16 protein-coding genes and 1 tRNA gene are annotated in these 15,865 nt (G+C 61.4%); 7 read left to right on the top strand and 10 right to left on the bottom strand.

Annotated features, from left to right (window positions below; genetic code table 11):
- Positions 1 to 2 precede the first annotated feature (2 nt).
- Both MB824_RS00910 and MB824_RS00905 read left to right on the top strand, forming a co-directional pair.
- Positions 3 to 365 carry a hypothetical protein gene (locus tag MB824_RS00910; protein WP_238745050.1) on the top strand — a complete coding sequence of 121 codons (363 nt, stop codon included), beginning with the start codon at positions 3 to 5 and terminating at the stop codon, positions 363 to 365.
- A gap of 81 nt (positions 366 to 446) precedes the next feature.
- Positions 447 to 800 (top strand): hypothetical protein, encoded by a 354-nt coding sequence (locus MB824_RS00905; RefSeq protein WP_238745048.1) that lies wholly within the window; start codon positions 447 to 449, stop codon positions 798 to 800.
- Positions 801 to 905: 105 nt separating this feature from the next.
- Here MB824_RS00905 and MB824_RS00900 read toward each other — a convergent pair whose 3' ends face one another.
- A complete protein-coding gene (locus MB824_RS00900) occupies positions 906 to 1,640 on the bottom strand; it encodes an LOG family protein (RefSeq protein WP_238745046.1) in 735 nt (244 codons plus the stop codon).
- A gap of 67 nt (positions 1,641 to 1,707) precedes the next feature.
- Positions 1,708 to 2,664: a LysR family transcriptional regulator gene (locus MB824_RS00895; protein WP_238745044.1), complete on the bottom strand. Its 957-nt coding sequence runs from the start codon at positions 2,662 to 2,664 to the stop codon at positions 1,708 to 1,710.
- A gap of 194 nt (positions 2,665 to 2,858) precedes the next feature.
- Between MB824_RS00895 and hemL the strand changes: the two genes are divergently transcribed.
- Complete coding sequence (hemL, locus tag MB824_RS00890) at positions 2,859 to 4,142, top strand: glutamate-1-semialdehyde 2,1-aminomutase (protein WP_238745043.1); 1,284 nt, start codon at positions 2,859 to 2,861, stop codon at positions 4,140 to 4,142.
- A gap of 66 nt (positions 4,143 to 4,208) precedes the next feature.
- Here the strand turns inward: hemL and MB824_RS00885 are convergent, their stop codons facing one another.
- Positions 4,209 to 4,916: a hypothetical protein gene (locus MB824_RS00885; protein WP_238745042.1), complete on the bottom strand. Its 708-nt coding sequence runs from the start codon at positions 4,914 to 4,916 to the stop codon at positions 4,209 to 4,211.
- Positions 4,917 to 5,235: 319 nt separating this feature from the next.
- On the opposite strand from MB824_RS00885, the gene MB824_RS00880 reads away from it, so the two are divergent.
- Complete coding sequence (locus tag MB824_RS00880) at positions 5,236 to 6,657, top strand: SLC13 family permease (protein WP_238745041.1); 1,422 nt, start codon at positions 5,236 to 5,238, stop codon at positions 6,655 to 6,657.
- Between the two features lie 95 nt (positions 6,658 to 6,752).
- On the opposite strand, the gene recQ is transcribed toward MB824_RS00880, so the two are convergent.
- On the bottom strand, positions 6,753 to 9,122 hold the full coding sequence (gene recQ / locus MB824_RS00875) for a DNA helicase RecQ (RefSeq protein WP_238745040.1): 2,370 nt from the start codon (positions 9,120 to 9,122) through the stop codon (positions 6,753 to 6,755).
- A 112-nt stretch (positions 9,123 to 9,234) separates the two neighbouring features.
- Between recQ and MB824_RS00870 the strand changes: the two genes are divergently transcribed.
- Positions 9,235 to 9,690 (top strand): surface-adhesin E family protein, encoded by a 456-nt coding sequence (locus MB824_RS00870; RefSeq protein WP_238745039.1) that lies wholly within the window; start codon positions 9,235 to 9,237, stop codon positions 9,688 to 9,690.
- A gap of 354 nt (positions 9,691 to 10,044) precedes the next feature.
- Here MB824_RS00870 and MB824_RS00865 read toward each other — a convergent pair whose 3' ends face one another.
- Positions 10,045 to 10,989 (bottom strand): CobW family GTP-binding protein, encoded by a 945-nt coding sequence (locus MB824_RS00865; protein WP_238745037.1) that lies wholly within the window; start codon positions 10,987 to 10,989, stop codon positions 10,045 to 10,047.
- The gene (locus MB824_RS00860; RefSeq protein ID WP_238745035.1) at positions 10,980 to 11,441 is read right to left on the bottom strand and encodes a Fur family transcriptional regulator; all 462 of its coding nucleotides are present in this window, start codon (positions 11,439 to 11,441) and stop codon (positions 10,980 to 10,982) included. Before MB824_RS00860 ends, MB824_RS00865 begins: the two co-directional genes overlap by 10 nt.
- 149 nt (positions 11,442 to 11,590) lie before the next feature.
- Here MB824_RS00860 and MB824_RS00855 point away from each other — a divergent pair, with 149 nt between their 5' ends.
- Positions 11,591 to 12,658: a patatin-like phospholipase family protein gene (locus MB824_RS00855; protein ID WP_238745033.1), complete on the top strand. Its 1,068-nt coding sequence runs from the start codon at positions 11,591 to 11,593 to the stop codon at positions 12,656 to 12,658.
- Between the two features lie 273 nt (positions 12,659 to 12,931).
- Positions 12,932 to 13,732 carry an SDR family NAD(P)-dependent oxidoreductase gene (locus tag MB824_RS00850; RefSeq protein WP_238745031.1) on the top strand — a complete coding sequence of 267 codons (801 nt, stop codon included), beginning with the start codon at positions 12,932 to 12,934 and terminating at the stop codon, positions 13,730 to 13,732.
- A gap of 28 nt (positions 13,733 to 13,760) precedes the next feature.
- Here MB824_RS00850 and MB824_RS11605 read toward each other — a convergent pair whose 3' ends face one another.
- The 4 genes from MB824_RS11605 to MB824_RS00835 form a co-directional block, all read right to left on the bottom strand.
- A complete protein-coding gene (locus MB824_RS11605; protein WP_255778155.1) occupies positions 13,761 to 13,883 on the bottom strand; it encodes a hypothetical protein in 123 nt (40 codons plus the stop codon).
- 18 nt (positions 13,884 to 13,901) lie between these two features.
- A complete protein-coding gene (locus MB824_RS00845) occupies positions 13,902 to 14,474 on the bottom strand; it encodes a 50S ribosomal protein L25/general stress protein Ctc (protein ID WP_238745029.1) in 573 nt (190 codons plus the stop codon).
- A 120-nt stretch (positions 14,475 to 14,594) separates the two neighbouring features.
- Positions 14,595 to 15,581, bottom strand: coding sequence for a ribose-phosphate pyrophosphokinase (locus MB824_RS00840; protein ID WP_238745121.1), 987 nt, complete (start codon positions 15,579 to 15,581; stop codon positions 14,595 to 14,597).
- Positions 15,582 to 15,780: 199 nt separating this feature from the next.
- A tRNA-Gln gene (locus MB824_RS00835) sits at positions 15,781 to 15,857 on the bottom strand.
- Positions 15,858 to 15,865: the final 8 nt, after the last annotated feature.

The following is a 15,865-nucleotide window of genomic DNA, read 5'->3' as shown; positions in this document are numbered from 1 at the left end:
CCATGAAACCCCGTCTAACCGCCCTTGCCGCCGCGCTGCTGCTGGCCGGTACCGCCCACGCCGGCAGCCTGAAAAGCCTGCCGCTGGACGATGCCGGCTGCGCGAAAAATCTGGAACTGCAGCGCGGCGAGCGCTACCGCATCAACGGCCGCGCCAAGGACGTCCTGCTGGTCATCTCCGAGAAGGTCGGTTTCAGCGTGCACACTTTGGGCGGTAAACCGCTGCCCGTCGAAACCCGCCATGTGATGGACAACGGCCCGCCCTTTGATTCCGTCCGCGCCGCGCGCCTGAAAAAAGGGCGTTTTGTCTTAAACATCACCCAAAGCGGCACCGCTTCGCTTATCTGCGTTCATGCCGACGGCTGAACGCGGGTTTTGCCGCCGCCAAAAGGCAGCCTGAAAGCCTTTCAGGCTGCTTTCTCCCTCCCTTAACAGAAAGGAAATCCCATGAAATCCCGTTTCGCCCTTCTCACCGCCTTGCTGCTGCTGGCTGGCGCTGCCCACGCCGGCAGCCTGAAGAGCCTGCCGCTGGACGATACCGGCTGCGCCGAAAACCTGAAACTGAAAAGCGGCCAGCGCTACCGCATCGACAGCCGCTCCGACGATGCCCTGCTCACCGTGGACGGCGATGCCGGCTTTGCCGTACGCAACGCCAAAGGCCGCCGCCTGCCCTCCGAGCTCGGCCACGACGGCGACAGCGGCGCCGCATTCCGGTTTGTCGAACTGAACAAAGGCCGCTACACCTTCAGCGTAAGTAAAAGCGGTACCGTCAAACGCATCTGCGTCAACGCCGCCAACTAAGCCCTGCCGTTTGGCAGGGAGCGGGCAGGCCGTCCCCAAAAAAAGCAGCCTGAAAACCGAAATCCGGCTTTCAGGCTGCTTTTTTGCCAATGGGAAACCGGCTGCTTACAGCCCCAAATCCCAGTTGCCGACGTCGGGTTCGACGCAGAAGTCGTCGTGGCAGTTTTCGTAGTAGCGGAAGACCGCGTCGATCACTTCGTCTTCGCTGTCGCACAGGCGGATAAGCTGCATGTCGTCTTTGCCGATCAGGCCGCGCTCGGCGAGCTGCTGCTGCATCCACTCGAGCAGGCCGCGCCAGAATGCGCTGCCGACGAGAATAATCGGCCGCTGCGGGATTTTGCCGGTTTGCACCAGCGTCAGGCTTTCAAAAAATTCGTCGAGCGTGCCGAAGCCGCCGGGCATCACGATATAGGCCAGCGCGTGTTTGACAAACATCACTTTGCGCGGGAAAAAATGCTGGAAGGTTACCGACAAATCCTGATAGGGATTGGCGTGCTGCTCGTGCGGCAGCACGATGTTGAGGCCGACGGCGGGGCTGCGGCCGGCGTGCGCGCCTTTGTTGGCGGCTTCCATAATGCCGGGACCGCCGCCGGAAATCACGGCGAAACCGGCGTCGGACAACTTGCGCGCCAGGCTTTCGGCAAACAGGCAGTCGGGATGGTCGGCGGCAAGGCGGGCGCTGCCGTAGATGCTCACCGCCGGCTGCACCGCGCGCAATTCTTCGCCGGCCTGGACGAATTCGGACAGGATTTTCAGCAGGTGGTAGCTTTCGCGCGCGCCGATTTCGCGGCGCTGGGTTTCCGGCAGCATCGGCTGCGGCAGTTTGTGTTGCAGGGTCATGCTTGGCTCCGATGGTTTTTTCAGGCTGCCTGCGGGGCAAAGGCAGCCTGAAAGACGGGAAAAACGGCTAGCCGCGCGCGCCGATGGTCAGCTCTGCGGGCAGCGACAGATGGCTTAAGCCGGGCAGGCTGGCAAAGCCTTCTTCGCGCACGATGCGGCAGAAGTCGCGCAGATAAACACGCTTGGCGTCTTCGCTGCGGATGGCGGCATACAGTTCGCTCTGCAGCGGCGTATCGCCGATTTGGCGGGTAACGATATAGTTTTTCTCCACATAGGGCATCACCGACCAATACGGCAGCGCGGCAATCCCGCGGCGGCTGGCCACCAGCTGCACGATGGCGATGGTCAGCTCGCTGTGGCGGCGCGCCGGATTGACGCCCTGCGGCAGCAGCACTTTGCGCAGCAAATCGAGCATATCGTCGGGCACCGGATAGCTGATCAGGGTTTCGTCGGCAAAGTCCTGCGCCTGCCACACTTCTTTGCCGGCCAGCGGATGGTCGGGCGCGCAGATGCCGACCATTTCGTAGGCAAACAGCGGCTCGTAGGCGATGTCTGCCTGCGGCACCGCTTCGGACACAATCGCCACGTCGGCGCGGCGGCTCAGCAGCAGGCCGACCGGATCGGCCTGGAAGCCGGACACAATGTCCAATTCCACCTGCGGCCATTGCGGGCGGAACACGCCCATCGCCGGCATCAGCCAGTCGAAGCAGGTATGGCATTCCACCGCCAGCCGCAACTCGCCCGCTTCGCCGTGGACAATCTGGATCAGGTCGCGCTCGGCGTCGGCCACGCGCGGCAGCAGCTCGCGTGCCAGCTTCAGCAGCCGCTCGCCGGCCGGCGTAAAGCGCAGCGGAGCCGACTTGCGCTCAAACAGCGGCGTTTCAAAATGGTTTTCCAGTAGCCGGATCTGGTGCGAGAGCGCCGACTGGGTGAGAAACACCCGCTGGGCGGCCAGCGACACGCTGCCGGTTTCCTGCAGGGCGACTAGGGTGCGCAGATGGCGCAGTTCGACTATCGATTCCATAAGGCGGATTTTTTCAGGCTGCCTGTGCGGCATTAAACGAAGCAAAGCGCAAAACAAACGCGGGCGGATGCCCTGCGGCCGCATTCTACACGTTTCAGGCTGCCTTTTGCTTTTACACCGCCGAAGGCAGCCTGAAAGTGCGGTATCATCGCGCGTTTGTTTTTCAGGCTGCCCCATTCAGAAAGGAAACCCCCATGACCCGCAACGAACAACTTTTCACCCGCGCCAAAAACATCATTCCCGGCGGCGTCAATTCGCCCGTGCGCGCCTTCGGCAGTGTCGGCGGCGTGCCGCGTTTCATCCAAAAGGCCGAGGGCGCCTATGTGTGGGATGCCGACGGCACGCGCTATATTGACTACGTCGGCTCGTGGGGGCCGGCGATTGTCGGCCACGCCCATCCCGAAGTGATTGAAGCCGTGCGCGAAGCGGCCTTGGGCGGGCTGTCGTTTGGCGCGCCCACCGAGGGCGAAATCGTGATTGCCGAAGAAATCGCCAAACTCGTGCCCAGCGTCGAACAAGTGCGCCTGGTCAGCTCGGGCACAGAAGCCACCATGTCGGCCATCCGCCTGGCACGCGGCTTTACCGGCCGCGACAAAATCATCAAATTCGAGGGCTGCTACCACGGCCATTCCGACAGCCTGCTGGTGAAAGCGGGCAGCGGCCTGCTCACCTTCGGCAACCCGTCGTCCGCCGGCGTGCCTGCCGATTTCACCAAGCACACGCTGGTGCTGGAATACAACAACGTTGCCCAGCTTGAAGAAACCTTCGCGCAAATCGGCGGCGAAATCGCCTGCGTCATCGTTGAGCCGTTTGCGGGCAATATGAACTTGGTAAGGCCGTCTGAAAGCTTTGTCCAAGCCTTGCGCGAACTCACCGCCAAACATGGCGCGGTATTGATTTACGACGAAGTGATGACCGGATTTCGTGTCGCGCTCGGCGGCGCGCAGTCGCTGCACGGCATCACGCCCGATTTGACCACCATGGGCAAAGTGATCGGCGGCGGTATGCCGCTGGCGGCGTTTGGTGGGCGCAAAGACATTATGGCCGCCATCTCCCCGCTCGGCGGCGTGTATCAGGCCGGCACTTTGTCGGGCAACCCCGTCGCCGTCGCCGCCGGTTTGAAAACGCTGGAAATCATCCAGCGCCCCGGGTTCTACGAAAACCTGGCCGCGCGTACCGAACAGCTGGTGCAAGGCTTTCAGGCTGCCGCCGCAGCCGCAGGCGTCGCATTCTGTGCCGACAGCGTGGGCGGCATGTTCGGCCTGTATTTTGCCGACGGCCTGCCGCGCAACTACGCCGACATGGCACGCTCCAACGTGGACGGCTTCAAAACCTTCTTCCACGGCATGCTGGATAAACAAGTCGCCTTCGGCCCCTCAGCCTACGAAGCCGGTTTCGTCTCCGCCGCGCATACGACTGAATTAATCGACGAAACCATCGCCGCCGCGAAAGAAGTGTTTAAGGCGATGGCCGTCTGAAAAAACAATCTGCCAAAAAAGTAGCCTGAAAGCGGGAAACCGGCTTTCAGGCTGCTTTTGTATGTTTTACATCGAAGTATCCCCGAACCAGGCTTTACGAAACATGATCGGATACACCGTGACCGTGGCAACAGCATCGGCAGCCAGAGCCAATGGGGTGAGCAGGGCGGCGGCGACTTTATTGCCGGCGGGGGCGGATTTGCCGTAAGAGCGGCCTAATTGCACCGGCAGACGGCTCTCGAAACGGTATTCGGCAGGAACTTTCAAATTGCCGACGGCGTACATTTTTCCGGTAACCGCGCTGCAGGTTTCGTAGCCGTCCGGTTTTTTGTCAAAGCCCAAAGCGGCCAATTGCTTGGCTTCGGCGGGATTGTCGGTTTGGTAGCCCAGGCAGTATTCGCTGCGGAACGAGCCTTTCTCTTCTTCGCGGCGTTCTAAAACAAAGGTGTTGTTTTTGTAGCGCTTGTTTGCTTCAAGATTGCCTTTGCTTTTAAAAGAAAAGGCTTTGGGAAATTGCGCGCGCAGTTGTGCCAAACGCCGCGTGTTTTCCTCTCCTTGGTCTAAAACGTACCAGTATTTTTCGCCCACCAGTATCAGGCTGCCTTTTTTTAACTGGCTGCTGTCGGCAGTGGCAACGGCAAAGGCGGTGATGTTGTCGCTCTCGTCTGCGGCAAATTCGTACTGGTCGCCGGCCATGCGCTCCCACATGATGCCGGTCATGCAGCCGCCCAGCAGCAGGCAGGCGGCAAGGGTGGGGATAAGGGCTTTTTTCATGGGGGGGTTCCTTTGTGTGTTAGGGTCTGCAGAATGTAGCACACGATGCCCGATTGGGCAGCCTGAAAGCGGTTTTGCCGTTTTCAGGCTGCTTTTTGTGTGTCTTTTGCGCCGTGTTTTTGTGTGCGGCGGCGCAAAACGGGGCGGATTGTCGTTTGGATTTCGCATCTTCGGCTACAAACTGCCGCTGTTTGGGGCAGCCTGAAACTTTTCAGGCTGCCTTTACGCTTTTTAGTATTGTGTAGGTTTGTGTTATCTTAATGCCGGTGCCGCAGCATGGCGGTGCCGTGTTACCAAGAAAAACCATTAGGAGAGATTTATGAATCATCCCACTTCGTCCGCGCCGGACAAGCGCCAGCCGGACAATGTCGAGCTTTTGAGCGCGCAGGCACCGATTACCAATTTCCGCGGCCTGCTGATTGCGCTGGTGGCGGCAGCGGTAAGCGCGGCGCTCTATCAGATCCTGCCTTACGAGAGCAATGTCAATAAAGGGCTGTGCATTTTGGCCTTTGTGGCGATTATGTGGTTTACCGAAGCGGTGCACATCACCGTAACCGCGCTGATCGTGCCGCTGTTTGCTATCTTGTTTCAGATTCCCGAAATGGGCACCAAGCAGGCGCTGGCGGGCTTTGCCGACCCGATTATCTATGTGTTTTTCGGCGGCTTCGCGCTGGCGACGGCGCTGCATATGCAAAAGCTCGACCGCAAAATCGCCGTGTGGCTGATTTCGCTTTCGCGCGGCAATACTTTTGTCGCAGTGCATCTTTTGTTTTTGGTTACGGCGGTGCTGTCGATGTGGATCAGCAATACGGCAACGGCGGCGATGATGCTGCCGCTGGCAATGGGGCTGATGAGCCATCTGGACAAGGAAAAAGACCGCAATACTTTCGTATTCGTACTGTTGGGCATCGCCTACTGCGCCAGCATCGGCGGCTTGGGTACGGTGGTCGGCTCGCCGCCGAACGCGATTGCCGCCAAGGCGCTGGGCTTGGATTTTGCCGGCTGGATGAAGTTCGGCCTGCCGATGATGCTGGCGCTCTTGCCGCTGATGCTGTTTTCGCTGTTTATCGTGCTCAAACCCAATCTGTCGGCCAAAGTGCAGGTGGAACACGAAGACATTCCGTGGACGCTGCACCGCGTGATTGCGCTGCTGATTTTTCTGGCCGCTGCGGTGGCGTGGGTGCTGGGCAAGCAGATTGAAGAGCGTTTCGGCATCAAAAACCCCGATACTTTCGTGGCATTGACTGCGGCGGTGGCGGTGGTGGTGTTCGGCGTGGTGCGCTGGCGCGAAGTGGCGCGCAATACCGACTGGGGCGTGCTGCTGCTCTTTGGCGGCGGCATCACGCTGAGCACGCTGCTGCAAAAATCGGGCGCTTCCGCCGCGCTGGGGCAGGAAATGGCCAGCACTTTCGTACTCGCCCATCCGTTTATTGTGATTTTGGCGGTATCGACCTTTATCATTTTCCTTACCGAGTTCACCAGCAACACCGCTTCCGCCGCGCTATTGGTGCCGGTGTTTGCCAGCGTTGCCGAGCAGATGGGCATGCCCAAGGAAGTGCTGGTGATGGTCATCGGCATCGGCGCGTCTTGTGCCTTTATGCTGCCGGTGGCGACGCCGCCGAATGCGATTGTGTTCGGCACCGGCATCGTTACCCAGCGCGATATGCTTAAAGTGGGCATGGTGCTGAACCTGCTTTCAATCGCGCTGGTGGCGGCGTGGGCGTATTTCTTTTTGATGTAGCTTGCCAAGCGCAAAAAAGCAGCCTGAAACGGGAAAAACCGTTTCAGGCTGCTTTTTTCAGGCTGCCTGCCGTGCCGCAGGCAGCCTGAAAACGTTTATTCCGCTTCCGCTTCTTCCGCTTCGGCGAGCAGCGCCAGCAGTTCGGCGCCGTAGCGTTCGCTTTTTTCTTCATTGATGCCGTGCACGGTTTGCAGCTCGGGCAGGGTTTGCGGGCGGCGGGCGGCGAGGGCGCGCAGGGTGATTTTGCTGAGTATTTGGTGTTCGGCCAGCTCTTGGGCGCGGGCGGTGTCGGCGCACCAGCGGTTCAGGCGGCGCATGGTGGCGCGCTCGCGCTTGGCTTCGGGCGGCAGGCTGCGGGCGTAGGGTTGGCAGACTTCGAGTATGGCGGCGCCGTATTTGGCGATGCGCACGGCGCCGAGACCGTAAACGGCGGCCAGGTCGGCGTCGGTTTCGGGGGTGAAGGCAACCATGTCGCGCAGGCTGTCGTCGGGGCAGATGCTGTGCTCGGGGCAGCCTTCGGCATCGGCGGTTTCGCCGCGCCATTGGGTGAGCGCCTGCCACAGGGCGCGGTCGCGGCTGCTGTGGAGAAATTCGTCTTCGGGGTTTTCAGACTGCTTGGCGGGGCTTTCAGGCAGCCTGAAAGCGCTGCCGCCGCTATCGGTTTCGCTGCCGATACTGCGGCAGATTTCGAGAATTTCGCTGCCGAATTTGTCGATTTTGGCGTCGCCCAAGCCATAGACCTGATGCAGGGCATCGCTGGTTTCAGGCTGCGTTTGGACGATGCTTTGCAGGGTTTTGTCGCCGCAGATGATGTAGGCGGGGACGTTGTCGGCGCGGGCGCGTTCGCTGCGCCATTGTTTGAGCGCCTGCCACAGCCGCTCTTCGCGCTCGGTGCGCAGCCATTCGCTTTTTTGCGGTACTTGGGTGGCGGATTTTTCGCGTTTGAGCGTGCGCAGCATCACGTGCTGTTCGCCTTTGAGTACGGCGCGGGCGGCGGGGGTGAGCAGCAGTGCCTGGTGGTTGGCGGTGTCGTTGTCGAGCAGCCCCAGGCCGATGCACTGGCGGACGATGGCGCGCCAGTCTTTGTCGCTGCGTTTGGCGCCGATGGCGAAGGTGGAGAGTGTGTGGTGGCCGTTGCGGCGGATCCAGTCGTCGTCTTTGCCGCGCAGCACGTTGATCACATAGCCGGCGGCAAAGCTCTGGCCGACGCGGTACACGCAGCTCAGCAGCTTTTGCACGTCTTCGGTGGCGTCGAAGCGCTCGGGCGGGTGCAGGCAGTTGTCGCAGTTGCCGCAGGGTTCGGACGTTTCGCCGAAGTGGCGCAGCAAGAGCTGGCGGCGGCAGCCGGCGGTTTCGCAGACGTCGAACATGGCGTTGAGCTTTTGGATTTCGATTTGCTTTTGCCAGTCGTCGGCGCCGCTTTCCTGAATGCGCTCTTTCAGGAGTACGAGATTGTTCATGCCGTAGCACAGCCAGCTGGCGGCGGGCAGGCCGTCGCGGCCGGCGCGGCCGCTTTCCTGATAGAAGTGTTCGATGCTCTGCGGCATGTCGAGATGGCAGACAAAGCGCACGTCGGGTTTGTCGATGCCCATGCCGAAGGCGACGGTGGCGACGATGATGATGCTGTCTTCGCGGATAAAGCGGCTTTGGTTGGCGCTGCGGGTGTCCATGCTCAGGCCGGCGTGGTAGGGCAGGGCGTTGAAGCCGTTTTCGCAGAGAAAGGCGGCCACGTCTTCCACGCTTTTGCGGCTTAAGCAGTACACGATGCCGCTGTCGCCGGCGGGACGGCGCTTGAGAAAGTCCAAAAGCTGCTTTTTGCCGTTGTTTTTTTCGATGATTTGGTAGTAGATGTTCGGCCGATCGAAGCTCGAGACGAACTCGGGGGCGGACTGCAGGTGCAGATAGTGTTTGATGTCGGCGCGGGTTTCGGCGTCGGCGGTGGCGGTGAGTGCGATGCGCGGCACGGCCGGATAACGCTCGGCCAGTAGCCCCAATGCGCGGTATTCGGGGCGAAAGTCGTGCCCCCACTGGCTCACGCAGTGGGCTTCGTCGATGGCAAACAGGCTGACGGCGGTATGGTCGAGAAAACGCAGAAAACGCTCGGAAACCAGCCGCTCGGGGGCAACGTACAGCAGTTTCAGGCTGCCTTCGCGGATGTCGTCGGCCAGATCGCGCACCGTTTGCGGCGGCGTGCCGCTGTGCACCGCCGCCGCATGCACGCCGGCCGCACGCAGCGCGGCTACTTGGTCGTCCATCAGCGCAATCAGCGGCGACACCACCACCGCCGTGCCTTCGCGCAGCAGCGCCGGAATCTGATAGCACAGAGACTTGCCGCCGCCGGTGGGCATCAGCACCAGCGCGCTGCCGCCGCCGGCAAGCGTATCGACAATCTCGGCCTGGCGGCCGCGGAATTCGGGATAGCCGAAAACGTCGCGCAGGATCTGCAGGGCGCTGGAATGGGGCATGGCGGGCTTACCTTCGGGGCAGGTTCGTGGCAAAATCGCGATTTTAACATTTCAGGCAGCCTGAAGAAGCTGTTTTCAGGCTGCCTGAAAGCGCAACCGCTGGAGAGCGCCCATGAAGCCACTACTGCCCGCCATTCTCGCCACCGCCCTGCTGCTGTCCGCCTGCGCGGGCGACGGGCCGGTACAGTCCAAACTGCCCGACGACCCCGCCGCCAAAGCGCTCGGCATCTGGAAAGACCTGGGCGACATCCGCGACGGAAACATCCGCGCCGCCTACGACACCGGCAGCATCAAACGCAGCGGCGACACCGTGCGCCTGCGCGACCGCAAAATCGTGCTCAAGCCGGAAAAAGAGAGCTACCACAACACGCCGCGTTTCCAAACCGCCATCGGCGAATGGGAATTGGACTGCAAAAAACGCACCTTCCGCCTGCTGGAAATCCACCTGTGGGACGAAAACAAAAAACTGGTATCGCACCGCAAATACACCGCCGCCCAAGCGCCTGCCCGCCCGGTAGTGCCCAACAGCCCGGCACTCAAACAGCTCGAGCTGGCCTGCGGCTCTTAAATGTCCGTCTGAAAAAGGCAAAAGCAGCCTGAAAACCGTATTGGCGGTTTTCAGGCTGCTTTTTGGGGTTTGGATAGGGTGGAAACGGTACAGTATTGTAGCTTGGGTCGAGACCCAACATGGTAGAACACCCTTGCGGATGTTGGGTTTGGCAACCCAAGCTACATCCTGCTGAAAACAGCATAAAGGTAGCCTGAAAACTTTGTTATCGGTTTTCAGGCTGCTTTTTGGATTTGGGACGGGGTGGAATCGGCGCTGGTTTTTGGTGCGCGGGGCGCACCCTACTTGTGCCATCCCGCCGCAATCCTGCTGTAGGGTGCGCCCCGCGCACCGTTTTGCGTTTGGCGGCGGTTTTCAGGCTGCCGGCGTTTCGTCTTCGTCTTCCAGCGCTGCCTGCAGGGCGGCTTCGATGCGGTCGGCGTCGAAGGATTTGGCGATCAGCTCGAAGCGGCTGTCGCGGCGCCAGGCGACTTGGTTGGCGCCCCATTGGCCGTCGGTCCAGTTGAGCCAGACCCAGGTGCCGAGCACTTGGAATACGCCTTTGGCGCGCACCAGGCCGTCGGCGAGCGCGGGCAGTTCGTCGAAAAAGCGGGTGAGCCGCTCGCCGTCGAAATTGCGGCCAGCGGGGAAGGTGTAGCCTTGCGACTGGAAGCCGAGGGTGTTTTCCGGCAGCACTTTGACGCGGTAGCGCGATTTTTCCGCCACCGGCAGATCGAGCCAGGCGATGTCGATTTCGGCGTTTTGCACTTCGGCCACCAGCGTTTTCGGCGGAAACAGCGCGGCGGCCTGCTTGCGGAAGGTCTCGAGCGTGGCGGCATCGCACAGGTCGGTTTTGTTGGCGACCAAAACGTCGCACACGCCGACTTGGTCTTTGTAGAGCGGGTTGGCGGCGTAGTCGGGATTGGTGAACTGGCGCGGATCGACAAGGGTGAAGACGGCGGCGATTTCCAGCGCGTCGGCAAACTCGGGAGATTTGAGTTCGTCGATTACGCCGGCGGCATGCGCCAGCCCGCTGGCTTCGATCAGGATGCGCTCGGGGCGGCGCTTGGCGAGCATTTTGCGCACGGTGTCGCCCATCTGGCCGCCGGCGGTGCAGCACAGGCAGCCGCCGGAGATTTCGGCCACCGGAATGCCGTTGTCGGCCAGTACCGCGCCGTCGATGCCGATTTCGCCGAATTCGTTGACGATCAGCAGCCATTGTTCGGCGGGGCTTTTTTGCTGCAGCAGGCGGCGCAGGGCGGTGGTTTTGCCGGTGCCGAGAAAGCCGGAAAACAGGTGGACTTTGGTTTTTAATGACATTTGGCGCAGATTCCGGTGAGAACGACGTGTTCTTCGTTGAGATTGAAGCCGCCGGCGGCAACGGCCGAGCGCAGCGCCGCCCATTCGGCGGTCAGGCTTTGCTCGTCCACCGCGCCGCATTCGGTGCAGACCAAAATGAAGCTGCTGTTGTGTTCTTGGGCGCCGGCGTGGCAGTGGCTGTCGCAGTCGTGGCGGGCGTGGGTGCACAGCACATAGCCGTTGACGGCGGGGATTTTGTGCAGCACGCCGTGTTCCGCCCAAAAGTCGAGCGCGCGGTAGGCGGTGGGCGGGGCGACTACCGAGGCGCTGCTGCGCTGCATCTGCGCCAGCACGGTATAGGCTTTGATCACGCCGTCGAACTCAAGCACGATGTCGAGCACCTGCTCGCGCAGGGGGGTAATCTGCAGGCCGCTTTTGCGGCATTGGTCGAGGATTTTTTGTTTGGTTTCCATAATGTGCTGCCTGAAAAAGATGCACCATTATATAGGGAAACGCGCGGCTTTTCAGGCTGCCGCGGCCGCGGCAGCGTTTTGCCGCTATACTGCGTGCCGCCGGCAGCCTGAAAGCCTTTCAGGCTGCCTTAAAGCCGGAACAACACACGATGAACCAGCCCTTTTCTTCGCTTTTGATGATGTGCGGCGGCGGCATGCGCTTCGGTGCCTATTTGGGCGCTTATGCCGCTTTGTGCGAGCGCGGCCGCCGCCCCGACGCGCTGCTGGCATCCTGCGGCGGCGGTTTTGCCGCGCTCACGGTGGCGCTGGCGCCGCAGCCGGAAGATGCCCGCCGCCTGCTGTGTTCGCCGGCGATGCACCGCGTGCTGATGCTGGCGCGCGCATCGTCGGCGCCGCGCCGGCAGACGCTTTTTCAGGCTGCTTATCGCTGGTATCTGTACCGTTCGCCGCAGCGGCTGGCGCGTTATCTGGCGGCGGAGGGCTTCGATCATCTGACGGACGAACTGGCGCGGCTGGCGCTGTTTGCGCTGGCCGACGGCGAAAACGCGCACAACTGGCTCGATCCGCTGTTTCAGGCTGCCGGCGGCATTCGGGCGGATGCGCCCGCGCTGCTGATCTCTGCCGCGCGGCTGGAAAACGAAAACGGCCGGCCGCGGCTGCGCCAGTTGCTGTTCGCCCCGAGCGCTCAGGCGCCGCTGCCGGCGGTGCCGGACTGCGCCACCGCCGCGCTGTCGCCGCGGATTGCCGCTGCCGTCGAAATACGGCCGCTTCAGGATTGGCAGGCGGCGCTGTATGCCACCATCAGCGATATGTATTATCTGGCGCCGCTGCCCGCGCCCGAGGGCGGCGTGTATCTGGGCGGTGTGGTCGATCTGCTGCCTATCGAGCAGGCGGCGGCGCTGGCCGGCACCGTGTACGCCGAGCACAAACCGCCCTACGGCCGCGCCCTTGCCCTGCCCGCCATCGCCCGCGTGCTGGGTTTCGACGCCGAAGCGCGCCGCCTTCAGGCTGCCGCTTTTGCCGCCCCCGCCGGCCGCATCCTGCGCCTGCCGTTTGCCGACATCCGCACCGCGCTGCGCGGGCACTGCCCGAGCCGCCGCTTCAGCCTGCGCAGCGGCCGCATCGAACCGCAGGCCGTGCCGTATGCCGCTTTCGCCGCGCAAATGGCCGCGCAGTGGGACTACGGCTACCGGCGGGCGCAGCAGATGCTGGAGTAGGCAGCCTGAAAGGCTTGGCAAAGCCAGAACCTTATCCGAATGGCGGCATTGATTGCTTTCAGGCTGCTTTGGGCATTTTGCAAAGCAGCCTGAAAACGGCAGATGGCACTTCAAACGCAAAAAAACAGCCTGGAACGGCTTTCAGGCTGCTTTTAGGGGTAGGGCAGCCTGAAACGCCTTTGCGCTTTCCGCTACAATGCCACTGTTTTTACCGCGGGCGCCGCGTTTTCAGGCTGTCTTGCCCGTTCAACCGTTCCCAGCAAAGGAGCCGATATGGAATCCCAACCCGCCATTCTGATTATCGGCGGCAGCAGCGGCATCGGGCTGGCGCTGGCACGGCGGCACGCGGCCGAAGGCTGGCGGGTGGCGGTGGCCGGCAGCAGCGCCGCCAAGCTCGAGAGCATACGCGCCGAGTTTCCGGCGTGGCAGACTTTCGCTGCCGACTTGCGCGATGCGGAAGCAAGGCAGCGGCTGCTTGCCGACATCGACGCCGCCGGCCTGCGCTACCGGCGGGTGGTGTATGCCGCCGGCCGCTATCTCAACGAGCGGGTGTTTACATTAAACCGCGACGACAGCGCGGCGCTGCTGGCGGTCAATCTGCAGGCTTTTGCCGAGAGCTTTGCCTGGGCGGCAGCGCATCTGCAAAACGGCGGCGCCGGCGGCGAAATGGTGTGCATCGCTTCGTCGGCCGGCCTGCTCGATTATCCCTATGCCAGCCTGTACGCCCAATGCAAGCGGGCGATGCTGGCCTGCGCCGATGCCTACCGCACCGCGCTTGCGCCTTTCAGCATACGGGTGCTGGCCGTCGCCCCCGGCTATGTCGATACCGCCGCCCTGCGCGCGCTCAATGGCGGCGACGCCCGCCACAAGCCGTTTCTGGTCAGCGAAGAGCGGGCGGTTGCCGAGATTCTCGCCGCACTCTCCGCCGGCCGCGACACGCTGGTCTTCCCCCGCCGCATGCGCCTGCTGCTGGCGCTATGCGCGCTGCTGCCCAAACCGCTGCTGGCATGGGCGATGCGCCGCAAGCTCGATAAAAAAGTGCTGCACCGCCCGCCCGCCGGCGGCAAACAATAGCGGCGCAAAAAAAGCAGCCTGAAAACCATTATTCGGTTTTCAGGCTGCTTTTGCGTTTGTCATGCTGTTCGCCGTTTTCAGGCTGCCTGTTGCCGCCGTCTGGGTAGCGAGCGGGCAGGCAGCCTGAAAAAAAAACCGGATGCGCGGGCATCCGGTTTTTGCGGGCGGTTTAGCGTTTTTTACCGGTTACGGTAGCGATCGCCAGGTTGCTGTCGCGTTTGAGCGCCACGCTCTGCACGCCTTCGGGGTATTGGATGTCGGACAAGTGCAGGATGTCGCCGGCTTGGACGTTGGCGCAGTCCAGAATCAGTGCTTCGGGGATGTTTTTCGGATCCAGAATCACGTCAACGGTGTTGCTCAGCAGCGATACGCGGCCGCTTTGCAGCTTCACGGCCTGTGAGTTTTCGGCGTTGACGATGTGAACCGGCAGGCGCATGCGCAGGGGTTCGTTGCTGTTTACCGCTTGGAAGTCGATGTGCAGCACTTGGCGTTTGAAGGGGTGCATCTGGTAGTCGCGCACGATAACGTCTTGGCTTTTGCCGTCGATGTTCAGGGTGAGAATGCGGTTGAAGAAGGACTCTTTTTCCAGCGCGTAGAACATTTCTTTGTGGTCTACGGCGATGGCTTGGGCTTCTTGTTTGTCGCCGTAAACAACGGCGGGAACTTGTCCGCTTTTGCGCAGGCGGCGGCTCGCACCAGTACCTTGTTCGCTGCGGATCGTTGCTTGGATTTCGTTAGACATGGTTTTTCCTTAAAGTGGGAAATGAAAATACCGCTTCCGGGCTGCGACCAACCCTGCGGCAGGCTGTTCAGGCAGCCTGAAAAGGGCAAAAACGCTTTTCAGGCTGCCTGTTCGGTTCGGCTAGGGCAGAAACAGCGCGCCGGGCTGAACCAAATCTTCGTTAAACAAATAGGACACCGATTCTTCGTTGCTGATGCGGCGCACGGTTTCGGCCAGCAGGCCGGCAATGGTTACCTGGCGGATGCGGCCGCAGTTTTTGGCGGCATCGGAGAGCGGGATGGTGTCGGTTACCACTACTTGGTCGATATCAGATTCGCCCAGCCGGCTGATGGCTTCGCCGGAGAAAACCGGATGGGTGGCGTAGGCCAGGACGCGCTCGGCGCCGCGCTCTTTCAGGGCGGATGCGGCTTTGCACAGGGTGTTGGCGGTGTCGATCATGTCGTCCACCAGAATACAGGTGCGGCCTTGGATGTCGCCGATGACGTTCATTACTTCGGCAACGTTGGCTTTGGGGCGGCGCTTGTCGATAATCGCCAGATCGGCGTTGAGCACTTTGGCAACGGCGCGGGCGCGGACGACGCCGCCGATGTCGGGGCTGACCACGGTCAGGTTTTCCAGACGCTGCTGCTGGATGTCGTGAATCAGGATCGGCGTGGCGTAGATATTGTCCACCGGAATATCGAAAAAGCCCTGGATTTGGTCGGCGTGCAGATCGACGGTGAGAATGCGGTCAACGCCGGCGGAAACCAGCATATTGGCCACCAGCTTGGCGGAAATCGGCACGCGGGCGGAACGCGGGCGGCGGTCTTGGCGGGCGTAGCCGAAGTAGGGGATGGCGGCGGTGATGCGGCCGGCGGAAGCACGTTTGAGCGCATCGACCATGGTCAGCACTTCCATCAGGTTGTCGTTGGTGGGCGCGCAGGTGGGCTGCAGGATGAAGACGTCGCGGCCGCGCACGTTTTCCAGAAGCTCGATTGCGATTTCGCCGTCGGAAAATTTGTTTACCGAAGCGTTGCCCAGCGTGGTGTCCAGATGTTTGACCACGCGGTAGGCCAGTTCGGGATTGGCGTTGCCGGTAAACACCATCAGATTGTCGTGTGCTGCCATGTCTTCGTCACTTGAAAAGGATTTTACTCGGGGAAACATACCGCTTCCTTGCCTTATGCGGGCCACTCGCCCAAAAGCCGCGGATTATACGCCGATAGCGGCGGCGCATCAAAGCAAAGTTTCAGGCTGCCTGAAAAGGGATTTTGCCGGTTTTGCTTCAATAAAACAAGCGCGTATGGCTTGCATACGCGCTTAGGTTTGGCTGGGGATGTAGGATTCGAACCTACGAATGTCGGAGTCAGAGTCCGATGCCTTAACCAGCTTGGCGAATCCCCAAGAAACGC

Source organism: Kingella pumchi (assembly GCF_022288825.1).
Lineage (GTDB): Bacteria > Pseudomonadota > Gammaproteobacteria > Burkholderiales > Neisseriaceae > Kingella_D > Kingella_D pumchi.
The sequence above is the reverse complement of the archived record's forward strand: the minus strand, read 5'-3'. Positions and strand labels throughout refer to the sequence as shown.

Excerpts from the sequence above, each read along its gene's own strand:
- MB824_RS00910 (WP_238745050.1), top strand. The coding sequence starts at position 3 with ATGAAACCCCGTCTAACCGCCCTTGCCGCCGCGCTGCTGCTGGCCGGT.
- MB824_RS00905 (WP_238745048.1), top strand. The coding sequence starts at position 447 with ATGAAATCCCGTTTCGCCCTTCTCACCGCCTTGCTGCTGCTGGCTGGC.
- MB824_RS00900 (WP_238745046.1), bottom strand. The coding sequence starts at position 1,640 with ATGACCCTGCAACACAAACTGCCGCAGCCGATGCTGCCGGAAACCCAG.
- MB824_RS00895 (WP_238745044.1), bottom strand. The coding sequence starts at position 2,664 with ATGGAATCGATAGTCGAACTGCGCCATCTGCGCACCCTAGTCGCCCTG.
- hemL (WP_238745043.1), top strand. The coding sequence starts at position 2,859 with ATGACCCGCAACGAACAACTTTTCACCCGCGCCAAAAACATCATTCCC.
- MB824_RS00885 (WP_238745042.1), bottom strand. The coding sequence starts at position 4,916 with ATGAAAAAAGCCCTTATCCCCACCCTTGCCGCCTGCCTGCTGCTGGGC.
- MB824_RS00880 (WP_238745041.1), top strand. The coding sequence starts at position 5,236 with ATGAATCATCCCACTTCGTCCGCGCCGGACAAGCGCCAGCCGGACAAT.
- recQ (WP_238745040.1), bottom strand. The coding sequence starts at position 9,122 with ATGCCCCATTCCAGCGCCCTGCAGATCCTGCGCGACGTTTTCGGCTAT.
- MB824_RS00870 (WP_238745039.1), top strand. The coding sequence starts at position 9,235 with ATGAAGCCACTACTGCCCGCCATTCTCGCCACCGCCCTGCTGCTGTCC.
- MB824_RS00865 (WP_238745037.1), bottom strand. The coding sequence starts at position 10,989 with ATGTCATTAAAAACCAAAGTCCACCTGTTTTCCGGCTTTCTCGGCACC.
- MB824_RS00860 (WP_238745035.1), bottom strand. The coding sequence starts at position 11,441 with ATGGAAACCAAACAAAAAATCCTCGACCAATGCCGCAAAAGCGGCCTG.
- MB824_RS00855 (WP_238745033.1), top strand. The coding sequence starts at position 11,591 with ATGAACCAGCCCTTTTCTTCGCTTTTGATGATGTGCGGCGGCGGCATG.
- MB824_RS00850 (WP_238745031.1), top strand. The coding sequence starts at position 12,932 with ATGGAATCCCAACCCGCCATTCTGATTATCGGCGGCAGCAGCGGCATC.
- MB824_RS11605 (WP_255778155.1), bottom strand. The coding sequence starts at position 13,883 with ATGCCCGCGCATCCGGTTTTTTTTTCAGGCTGCCTGCCCGCTCGCTAC.
- MB824_RS00845 (WP_238745029.1), bottom strand. The coding sequence starts at position 14,474 with ATGTCTAACGAAATCCAAGCAACGATCCGCAGCGAACAAGGTACTGGT.
- MB824_RS00840 (WP_238745121.1), bottom strand. The coding sequence starts at position 15,581 with ATGGCAGCACACGACAATCTGATGGTGTTTACCGGCAACGCCAATCCC.